Source organism: Micromonospora sp. D75 (genome assembly GCF_018070405.1).
Lineage (GTDB): Bacteria > Actinomycetota > Actinomycetes > Mycobacteriales > Micromonosporaceae > Micromonospora > Micromonospora chalcea.
This window is the reverse complement of record NZ_JAGPXV010000151.1, coordinates 1-10,336: the sequence shown is the minus strand read 5'-3', so window position 1 is coordinate 10,336 and position 10,336 is coordinate 1. Positions and strand designations below refer to the sequence as shown.

At 72.3% G+C, this 10,336-nt stretch carries 9 protein-coding genes; 3 read left to right on the top strand and 6 right to left on the bottom strand.

The genetic code is table 11. The features are described from left to right. The first annotated feature begins 11 nt into the window (after positions 1 to 11). Entirely contained in the window at positions 12 to 830 is an 819-nt protein-coding gene (locus KBX39_RS12030; protein WP_209961694.1) for an SCO1664 family protein, read from the top strand. Positions 831 to 897: 67 nt separating this feature from the next. Then, on the top strand, positions 898 to 2,136 hold the full coding sequence (gene mshC, locus KBX39_RS12025; RefSeq protein WP_166456059.1) for a cysteine--1-D-myo-inosityl 2-amino-2-deoxy-alpha-D-glucopyranoside ligase: 1,239 nt from the start codon (positions 898 to 900) through the stop codon (positions 2,134 to 2,136). Between the two features lie 426 nt (positions 2,137 to 2,562). On the opposite strand, the gene KBX39_RS12020 is transcribed toward mshC, so the two are convergent. Both KBX39_RS12020 and KBX39_RS12015 read right to left on the bottom strand, forming a co-directional pair. Then, the gene (locus KBX39_RS12020) at positions 2,563 to 3,354 is read right to left on the bottom strand and encodes a GntR family transcriptional regulator (protein WP_210870485.1); all 792 of its coding nucleotides are present in this window, start codon (positions 3,352 to 3,354) and stop codon (positions 2,563 to 2,565) included. A gap of 115 nt (positions 3,355 to 3,469) precedes the next feature. After that, positions 3,470 to 4,339 (bottom strand): PAC2 family protein, encoded by an 870-nt coding sequence (locus KBX39_RS12015; protein ID WP_030504102.1) that lies wholly within the window; start codon positions 4,337 to 4,339, stop codon positions 3,470 to 3,472. Between the two features lie 241 nt (positions 4,340 to 4,580). On the opposite strand from KBX39_RS12015, the gene metH reads away from it, so the two are divergent. Continuing rightward, complete coding sequence (metH, locus tag KBX39_RS12010) at positions 4,581 to 8,096, top strand: methionine synthase (RefSeq protein WP_210870483.1); 3,516 nt, start codon at positions 4,581 to 4,583, stop codon at positions 8,094 to 8,096. A gap of 141 nt (positions 8,097 to 8,237) precedes the next feature. Here the strand turns inward: metH and KBX39_RS12005 are convergent, their stop codons facing one another. From KBX39_RS12005 to KBX39_RS11990, 4 genes are all read right to left on the bottom strand, one after another. Continuing rightward, positions 8,238 to 8,639: a hypothetical protein gene (locus KBX39_RS12005; RefSeq protein ID WP_064446112.1), complete on the bottom strand. Its 402-nt coding sequence runs from the start codon at positions 8,637 to 8,639 to the stop codon at positions 8,238 to 8,240. 71 nt (positions 8,640 to 8,710) lie between these two features. After that, a complete protein-coding gene (locus KBX39_RS12000; protein ID WP_069089801.1) occupies positions 8,711 to 9,112 on the bottom strand; it encodes a hypothetical protein in 402 nt (133 codons plus the stop codon). Positions 9,113 to 9,258: 146 nt separating this feature from the next. Then, the gene (locus KBX39_RS11995) at positions 9,259 to 9,939 is read right to left on the bottom strand and encodes a DUF6069 family protein (protein WP_312247089.1); all 681 of its coding nucleotides are present in this window, start codon (positions 9,937 to 9,939) and stop codon (positions 9,259 to 9,261) included. A gap of 5 nt (positions 9,940 to 9,944) precedes the next feature. After that, on the bottom strand, positions 9,945 to 10,336 hold a 392-nt coding region (locus KBX39_RS11990), incomplete at its 5' end, for a nuclear transport factor 2 family protein (RefSeq protein WP_210870479.1).

Sequence of the window (10,336 nt, the reverse complement as noted above, 5' to 3'; positions counted from 1 at the left end):
GGCTATCACCGGTGACGTCGTCGGAACTGCAGCCCCGACAGGACGGCGCCGAGGCGCTGCGGCTGCTCGCCGACGGTGAGCTGACCCTGGAGGGGCGGCTTGTCGACGCCTCCAACGCCACGCTGCGCGCCGTCGTCGCGCTCGGCGACGTCACCGCCCACTGTGTCTACAAGCCGGTACGCGGTGAGCGCCCGCTGTGGGACTTCCCGGACGGCACGCTCGCCGGCCGCGAGGTGGCCGCCTACCTGGTGTCCCGGGCCACCGGCTGGGACCTGGTGCCGCCCACGGTGCTGCGGGACGGCCCGTTCGGCCCCGGCTCCTGCCAGCTCTGGATCGACGAGCCGGACGACGCCGAGCCACTGGTCGGGTTCGTGCCGGCGGGGGAGATCCCGCCGCGCTGGTTCCCGGTGGCCGCGGCCCGCGACGACGACGGCGCCGCGTACGCGCTGGCGCACGCCGACGACCCCCGCCTGGCCCGGCTCGCCGTGCTCGACGCGGTGATCAACAACGCCGACCGCAAGGGCGGTCACGTGCTCGTCGGCCCGGACGACCGGATCTACGGCGTCGACCACGGCGTGAGCTTCCACGTCGAGGAGAAGCTGCGTACGGTGCTGTGGGGCTGGGCCGGCCGCGAGCTGCCGCCGGACGCGGTGGAGATGCTCGACGGCCTGGCCGGTCAGCTTCGCGGCCCGCTCGGCGAGGAGCTCGCCGAGCACCTGACGATCGGCGAGACGGCGGCGCTGGCGGCCCGCGTCGAGCGGCTGCGCGGGACCGGCCGGTTCCCGCTGCCTCCCGAGGAGTGGCCGGCGATGCCCTGGCCGCCGATGTGAGCCGCTGTCGCGTTGATCACCCGTAGGGCGGCACCCGAGCGTCTGACGGATCGTTAGGCTGGCGGTCATGGAGTCTTGGGCGGGACACGAGGTGCCGCGGCTGCCCGGCGAGGGCGTGCCGCTGCGGTTGTACGACTCGGCGCGGCAGGGCGCCCATCCCAGCCGGCCCGAGGGCGCGGCCTCGATGTACGTCTGCGGCATCACCCCGTACGACGCCACGCACCTGGGGCACGCCGCCACCATGATCGCGTTCGATCTGGTGCAGCGGATGTGGCGCGACGCCGGCCTCGACGTGCGGTACGTGCAGAACGTCACCGACATCGACGACCCGCTGCTGGAACGCGCCGAGCGCGACGGCGAGGACTGGAAGGTCCTGGCCATGCGGGAGACCGCGCTGTTCCGCGAGGACATGGAGGCGCTGCGGATGATCCCGCCGGCGCACTACGTCGGCGCCGTCGAGTCGATCCCGGAGATTGCCGAGAAGGTGCTGGTGCTGCTCAAGGACGGCGCGGCGTACCGGCTCGACGACGGCACCGGCGACGTCTACTTCGACATCTCGGCCGCCCCGCGCTTCGGCTACGAGTCGAACCTGTCCCGCGAGGAGATGCTCGAACTGTTCGCCGAGCGCGGCGGCGACCCGGAGCGCGCCGGCAAGCGCGACCCGCTCGACCCGCTGCTGTGGCGCGGCGCCCGCGAGGGCGAGCCGTCCTGGCCCGGCGGCGAACTGGGCGCGGGCCGCCCCGGCTGGCACATCGAGTGCACGGTCATCGCGTTGAACCTGCTCGGCGACCGGATCGACGTGCAGGGCGGCGGCAACGACCTGATCTTCCCGCACCACGAGTGCTCCGCCGCGCACGCCGAGCGGCTCACCGGCGAGGCGCCGTTCGCCGACCACTACGTACACGCCGGCATGATCGGCCTGGACGGCGAGAAGATGTCGAAGTCCCAGGGCAACCTGGTCTTCGTGTCCCGGCTGCGGGCCGACAAGGTCGACCCGATGGCGGTGCGGCTGGCGCTGATGAGCGGCCACTACCGCACCGACCGCTCCTGGACCGAGGATCTGCTCACCGAGGCGCGGGAGCGGCTGGGCCGCTGGCGGCGGGCCGCCGCCGCGCCGGCCGGGCCGTCGGGGGCGGCGTTGCTGGCCGAGGTACGCGAGCGCCTGGCCGACGATCTGGACACGCCGGGCGCTCTGGCGGCGGCTGACCGTTGGGCCGACGGAGCGTTGAACGGCGTCACGGACGACCCGGAAGCCCCGGCGCTGTTCACCGACACGGTCGACGCGCTCCTGGGCATCGCCCTGTAGCCGTTCCACCCGGCCGCCCGCGCACCCGTCCCTCGCTCACCCGTCCCCGCCCCCGCGCCGCGCCTCGTCCTCGCGCCGCTCCCGCCTCGCCTCGCTCCCGCCTCGCCTCGCCTCGCCGATCTTGCACTTGCGGCCGGCCTTCTCGCCGTTTCGCCCCAGTTTGCGGGGTCCGAAACCGCAAGATCGCGTCGCTCGGCGGGCGGGTGGAACGTGACGGGTGTCTCGAGGGCGGTTTGACACCCACGGTGTTCCACCCGGCACGACCCGACCCGGGGGCTCCGCCCGGGCGTGGCCGTTCCGGGAGCATGTGTGCGCCGGCCCCGCCGGCACGCCTCGGCGATCTTGCACTCGCGGCCCCTGGAGTGTCGGAAATGCGCCGTCTGCCGGGGCGGAAAGTGCAAGATCGCCGGGGCGGGGGCAAAGCGGTCAGCCCAGGACCAGTCCGGGGTCGGGGTCCTGGTCGGGAGCCGGGGCGGGGATCCTGTACTCCTCGGTGAGCGTGGTCATCGGGCCGGGCCAGGTCGCCTGCGCGACCTCGATCGGCTTGCGTCGCTCGTCGTACGCCACGTGCAGCAGGTGCAGCACCGGCGTGTCCGGTCGGATCTGGAGGATCTCCGCCTCCTCCCGGCTCGGCTGGCGCGCGCTGATCGTGTCGGTGGCGGTGACGTACCGCCGGCCGGTGACCTCCTCCGCCTCCTGGTAGAGCGGGCGGCCGAACGCCTCGGCCCGCTCCAGTGACGTGCCGGCGGTGTCGGCGGGCAGGAACCAGGACGCGCCGACCTCGACCGGGGAGTCGTCGGTGCGTACCAGGTGCCGGCGGCAGAGCAGTTCGGCGCCGTCGGCGACGCCGAACGCGTCGGCCACCTCGGCCGGGGCGGGGGAGCGGCCGACCGAGACGAGTTGCTGGCGGTACCGGGCGGCCAGGTCGGTGTGGTAGCCGCGGAAGCCGCCGTACCGGCCCCGGGACAGGCGGTTGAGGCGGCGCCGGGTGCCCCGGACGTACGTACCGGAGCCGGGTTTGGTGATCAGGATGCCCTCGACCCGCAGCTGGTCGACGGCGCGTTGCACGGTCTGCTTGGCGACGCCGAACATCTCGGCGATGGCCGGGATGGACGGCAGCCGCTCGCCGGGACCCCAGTCGCCGCGGCGCACCTGGGCCTTGAGCTGCGCGGCGATCTGCCGGTGCGGGAACTCGGCCGCGCCGGGGTTGATCTGCATCCGGGCCTCCTCAGAACAGCTAGGTTCCTAGGATGCCCTAGAGGGTGTGACCGCGCCACCCCGGACACGCAGAAGCCGGGCCCCGGCAAGGGGACCCGGCTTCGACGAAAAACGGCTACCAGGAACCCGCTGTCGGCCCGGCGGAACCGCCGCGGCGACGCAGGTACTTCTCGAACTCCTGGGCGATCTCGTCCCCGGTCAACGGGGTGATGCCGGCGTCGCCGACCCGTTCCTCCAGCTCACGCACGTACTCGCCGAGTTCCGCGTCCTGCTCGGCGGCGCTGCGCACCCGCTGCTCCCACTCGGCGGCCTCCTCGGCCAGGTCGGCCATCGGCACCGGCAGGTCGAGCACCTCCTCGACCCGGTGCAGCAGCGCCAGCGTGGCCTTCGGGCAGGGCGGGTTGTTGGCGTAGTGCGGCACGTGCACCCAGAACGACACCGCGTCGACCTCGGCGCGGGTGCAGGCGTCGTGCAGCACGCCGACGATGCCGGTCGGCCCGTCGTACCGGGTGGGGGTGAGCTGGTAGCGCTTGGCGGCGTCGGCGTCCGACGCGCTGCCGCTGATCGGCAGCGGCCGGGTGTACGGCACGTCGGCCAGCAGCGCGCCGAGCAGCACCACCCGCTCGACCTCCAGGCTGTGGCAGATCTCCAGCACCTGCTCGCAGAACGTCCGCCAGCGCATGCTCGGCTCGATGCCCCGGATCAGCACCACGTCCCGCTCGGTGCCCTCCGGGCTGGCCACCATGAACCGCGTGGTGGGCCACTCGACGCGCCGGGTCTCCCCGTCGGCCATGGTGATCGTCGGACGGCTGACCTGGAAGTCGTAGAAGTCCTCCGGGTCCAGCTCGGTCACCTGCCGGGCCTGCCAGACCTGCTCCAGGTGTTCCACGGCGGCGGTGGAGGCGTCGGCGGCGTCGTTCCAGCCCTCGAAGGCCGCGATGGCGACCGGCGAGCGCAGTACCGGCAGCCCGTCGAACTCGGTCACGCCGTCACCTCACCCTGCTCGTCGGGCGCGGCGTCGCCCCGTCGCACTGTCGCACCCCTGTTGTCCTTCACGTCCGCCAGCCTACGTGCCGCCGACGGGGCCGGCCCGTCGGCCGCGCCGGTCGCCCAGGGTGACCACCCGGGCGAACCGGCGCAAAGGCGTACGCCGGTCGGCCGGGCAGTATGTGGGAAGGCCCGGTTCGGGTGAGTCTGGCGTACTCGGGCGCACTAACCTGGGCCATGTGCCTATTTCGTTGCGTGACCTGCTGGCCGATCGGATCCTGATCGCGGACGGCGCGATGGGGACGATGCTCCAGGCCGCCGATCTCACCCTTGACGACTTCGACGGCCTCGAAGGCTGCAACGAGATCCTCAACGTGACCCGGCCGGACGTGGTCCGAGGCGTGCACGACGCCTATCTGGCCGCCGGCGCGGACTGCGTGGAGACCAACACGTTCGGCGCGAACCTGCCCAACCTCGCCGAGTACGGCATCCCCGGCCGCATCCGGGAGCTGTCCGAGGCGGGCGCGCGGATCGCGCGGGAGGCCGCCGACGAGTACGCGACGCCGGAGCACCCCCGGTTCGTGCTCGGCTCGATGGGTCCGGGCACCAAGCTGCCCACGCTCGGGCACGCGAGCTACGCCTCGCTGCGTGACGCGTACCAGGAGAACGCCGCCGGTCTGATCGCCGGCGGGGCGGACGCGCTGATCATCGAGACCTGCCAGGACCTGCTCCAGGTCAAGGCGGCGGTGGTCGGGTCGAAGCGGGCCCGCGCCGAGGCGGGCCGGGACGTGCCGATCATCTGTCAGGTGGCGGTGGAGACCACCGGCACGATGCTGCTGGGCAGCGAGATCGGCGCCGCGCTGACCGCGATCGAGCCGCTCGGCGTCGACCTGATCGGGCTCAACTGCTCGACCGGCCCGGCGGAGATGGGCGAGCACCTGCGCTACCTGGCGCAGCACTCGCGTATCCCGATCTCGGTGATGCCGAACGCGGGCCTGCCGGTGCTCACGGCTGACGGGGCGTACTTCCCGCTCAGCCCGGACGAGCTGGCCGACGCGCTGGAGCGGTTCGTCACCGACTACGGCGTGGGCCTGATCGGCGGCTGCTGCGGCACCACCCCGGAGCACATCCGGGTGCTGGTGGAGCGGCTGGGCGGGCGGGCGCCGGTGGCGCGGGAGCCGAAACCGGAGGCCGGCGTCTCCTCGATCTACCACCACGTGCCGTTCGCCCAGGACGCCAGCATCCTGATGGTGGGGGAGCGGACCAACGCCAACGGCTCGAAGGCGTTCCGCGAGTCCATGCTCGCCGGGGACTGGCAGGCCTGCGTGGAGGTCGCCCGCAGCCAGGCCCGGGACGGCTCGCACCTGCTCGACCTCTGCGTCGACTACGTGGGCCGCGACGGCACGCAGGACATGCGGGAGCTGGCCGGCCGGTTCGCCACCGCGTCGACGCTGCCGATCGTGCTGGACTCCACCGAACCGGCGGTGATCGAGGCCGGCCTGGAGATGCTCGGCGGCCGGTGCGTGGTCAACTCGGTCAACTTCGAGGACGGCGACGGCCCCGACTCCCGCTACGCGCGGGTCATGCCGGTGGTCAAGGAGCACGGCGCCGCCGTCGTGGCGCTGCTCATCGACGAGGAGGGCCAGGCCCGCACCCGCGAGTGGAAGGTACGGGTCGCCTCCCGGCTGATCGACGACCTGACCGGCCGGTGGGGGATGCGCCGGGAGGACATCCTCATCGACGCGCTGACGTTCCCGATCGCCACCGGGCAGGAGGAGACCCGCCGCGACGGCATCGAGACGATCGAGGCGATCCGGGAGATCGCGGCGCGCTACCCGGGCGTCAACTTCACCGCCGGCATCTCCAACGTGTCGTTCGGCCTCAACCCGGCGGCCCGGCAGGTGCTCAACTCGGTGTTCCTGCACGAGTGCGCCCAGGCCGGGCTGACCTCGGCGATCGTGCACGCCAGCAAGATCCTGCCGATGTCGCGGATCCCGGACGAGCAGCGCGAGGTGGCGCTCGACCTGGTGTACGACAGGCGTCGCGAGGGGTACGACCCGGTGCAGCGGTTCATCGAGGCCTTCGAGGGCGTGGACGCGGCGTCGGCGCGCGCCACCCGGGCCGAGGAACTGGCCGCGCTGCCGCTGGACGAGCGGCTCAAGCGGCGGATCATCGACGGCGAGCGCAACGGCCTGGAGGCCGACCTGGACACGGCGATGGCGCAGGGGCGTACGCCGCTGTCCATCATCAACGACCTGCTGCTGGACGGCATGAAGGTGGTCGGCGAGCTGTTCGGCTCCGGGCAGATGCAGTTGCCGTTCGTGCTCCAGTCCGCCGAGGTGATGAAGACCGCGGTGGCCTACCTGGAGCCGCACATGGAGAAGACCGACGACGACGGCAAGGGCCGCATCGTGCTCGCCACCGTCAAGGGCGACGTGCACGACATCGGCAAGAACCTGGTCGACATCATCCTGTCCAACAACGGCTACGACGTGGTCAACATCGGCATCAAGCAGCCGATCAACGCGATCCTCGACGCGGCCGAGGAGCACCGGGCCGACGCCATCGGCATGTCCGGCCTGCTGGTCAAGAGCACAGTGATCATGAAGGAGAACCTGGCCGAGATGGCCTCCCGGGGCGTGGCCGAGCGCTGGCCGGTGCTGCTCGGCGGCGCGGCGCTGACCCGCGCGTACGTCGAGGACGACCTGCGGTCGATCTACCCGGGCCAGGTGCACTACGCCCGCGACGCGTTCGAAGGGCTGTCCCTGATGGACCGCGTGATGGCGGCCAAGCGCGGCGGCGCGCCGGTGATCGACCCGGAGCGCGAGGCGGCACTGGCGGCCCGCCGGGAGCGCCGCGAGCGGCAGCGGGCGCAGGTGCGCGAGGCGCTGCCCGAACTGGACGACGCCTCGGTGCGCTCCGACGTGGCGGTGGACGTGGCGGTGCCGAAACCGCCGTTCTTCGGCACCCGCGTCGTCAAGGGCGTGCCGCTGGCCGACTACGCGGCGCTGCTGGATGAGCGGGCCACGTTCCTGGGCCAGTGGGGGCTGCGCGGCGCCCGCGGCGGCAAGGGCCCGTCGTACGAGGAACTGGTCGAGACCGAGGGCCGGCCCCGGCTACGGTACTGGCTGGACCGCCTGATCTCCGACCAGGTGCTGGAGGCGGCCGTGGTGTACGGCTACTTCCCGGCGTACTCCGAGGGCAACGACCTGGTGGTGCTGGACGAGAACGGGCACAGCGAGCGGGCCCGGTTCTCCTTCCCCCGGCAGCGGCAGGAGCGGCGGCTGTGCCTGGCCGACTTCTTCCGGCCCAAGGGCGACCAGCTCGACGTGGTGGCGTTGCAGCTGGTCACCGTGGGGCAGCCGATCAGCGAGTACACGGCGAAGATGTTCGCCGGCAACGAGTACCGCGACTACCTGGAGGTGCACGGCCTGTCGGTGCAGCTCACCGAGGCACTGGCCGAGTACTGGCACCGGCGGATCCGCGCCGAGCTGGTGCTGCCCGGCGGCGGCACGGTCGCCGACGAGGATCCGGCCGACCTGGCGGGTCTGCTGCGCACCGACTACCGGGGCTGCCGGTACGCGTTCGGCTACCCGGCCTGCCCGGACCTGGAGGACCGGGCGAAGATCGTGGAGCTGCTGGGCGCGGAGCGGATCGGCGTGCAGTTGTCGGAGGAGTTCCAGTTGGTGCCGGAGCAGGCCACCGACGCGATCGTGGTGCACCACCCGGAGGCGAACTACTTCAACGCCAAGTGATCGCCGTAGGCGCTCTGACCTCCGGTGGAGCGCCTACGGCAAGCTCCAGCCGTTAGAGGTGGACCAACGGTGCCGAACCGTGACCATGCAGCCTCGAACCGGCGGAACAACGCCGCCCTTACTCATGTGGTCGGTGTGCCGTCACGTGTCGTAGAGGCCGTCCCACGGCTCGTGGAACCCTAGGCGATCCGGATACAGCTCGACCCAGTCGACGTGGCTGCCGTCGCCCGCCCGGTCGCCGGACTCGTCGACCAGACCGAACACGACGCCGTCCTGACGGGTCTGGAACAGTTGTACGGCGATGTCGCCGTACGACCTGCCGGGCAGGCTCGCGAGCAGCCCGTCGAGTGCCTCGCTCAGCGCGCCTCGATCCGGAACCCGCGTGATGGTCGAGCTCCGGTACGTCCCGTGGTGGTCGAAGAGGTGCACGTACGCGTGGTGGTCCCACGCCGAGGCGAGGAACAGCCCTTCGTCGTAGCGGCCGATCGTGTCCGTCCGGTGGCCGGGCTCGTGCGCGATGGGAATCAGCCGGGGTACGGGCACCCGATCAACGTAGCGTACGAGCGCGGGGCGCCCGCCATGGCGGCGGACGCCCCGAAGCGTCGACGTGCCGGTCAGCCGATCAGCGTGACCGAGTAGTCGTACGTGGTCCCGGTCACCGAGTACGTGGCGGTCTGCCCGTTCTCGCAGTACGACACGAAGCTGCTCGGGGTCCGCGTCGCGCCGGCCACCGCGTCCACCACCGGGCGGACGTCGGCGCCGACCGGCAGCGCCGTGGTGGTGAGATCGATCGTCCGCGACTGGTTGATCGGGTAGTTGTCGGTGTTCGCCGTCTCCAGACCGTTGCTCGCCTGAACGCTGAAGGACATCACGAAGGCGGCGTTGTTCACCACGGCGATGCGCTGAACGCAGGGTTCTGCCTGCGCGCTGGCCGCGGAGGCCCCAGCCAGTGCCGATGCCCCGGCGGCGAGCGTCCCGGCGAGTGCGGCTCCGACGAGCCTGGCGCGGAAGGTCATGGTGTCACCTCTCGGTCGAACGTGGTGCCGGGCGCCGACTTGCGGCGCCCGGCGTTCGGTCCATATCGGAGTGCCCGGTCGTTTTCGATCGAACCCTGCGAATCGAGAGTGTTTTGTGGCCCGGCCCACTCACCGGGAGCGGAGTGTCAGTCGGTCCTCGCGCCCAGGCTTCGCGTCAGGGCGGGGATCATCACCGCCGCCGCGACCAGGTGCAGCGCGACCAGCGTGACGCTCGTCGTGGCGGCGGCCCCGACGAGGAACGGCGGCGCCAGCGACAGCGTGGTCAGCGCCACCGCCGTCCACACGAACCGCGACGCGGGATGCGCGCTGAACCGCAGCAGTACGGCGGCGATGACGACCCCGACGAGCGAGAAGAAGCCGGTCACCACGGTGAATCCGCCGAGCGGGATGGCCTCGTCACCGCCGTCCGGGATCGCGAAGTCGACGCCGGCGGCCCGCGCGAGCGCCGCGCCGAGCGTGGTTGCAGTCATCGCGACGAGTGTGGCGACGACGCCGGTGACGGCGAGCCGCCGGAAGCCGTGCGAACGGCGAGAGCCCACGCCGGTGCCGGTGCTGCTGATCATGTCGCTCCTCCGAAAGTCGGGGGTCAGGACTCGTACCGTCGCGGTACGACGGCCGGGGTTGCGCAGCGCGCGTACTCCGGTGTCGCGCAGCCAGAAACCGGCGTCGCGGCGCAGGACCGGCCCGGGCGCGCCGTCGCGCAGCTCCAGCTGCACCCGTCCGCGCGTGACCACGCCGTACGCGGAATGCCATTGGGCCGCGACCACCGCGACGCGCGCGCCGCCGGGCAGCGCGAGCGTCCGCACCGGCACTACGGGGTACGGTCGGCCGGCAGGCGCTCGGGCAGCCCGAGGCGCGGGAACTGGTCGGCGTGGAACGTGACGATCTCGGTGATCGCCCCGCCGGTGACGCGCAGGGCGTCGACGGTGAGCGGCAGGTACGCGCCGTCGCTCTCCTGCCACAGGTAGAACGCGACGGCGGGCTGCCGGTTCACGGCGGTGGGCACGGCCCGCATGCTGCCCAGGCTCTCGAAGCCGTCCGCGACCCAGTCGGCGACCACCGCGTCCCGGCCGATCTGCAGCCCCGGGGTGGGGGGCATCGAGCAGCGCACGTCGTCGCGCAGCATGGCGGCGAGAGCGGCGACGTCCTTGGCGACGGCGGCGTCGGTGAAGCGGCGTACCAGCTCGCGGGTGCGGGTGTCGG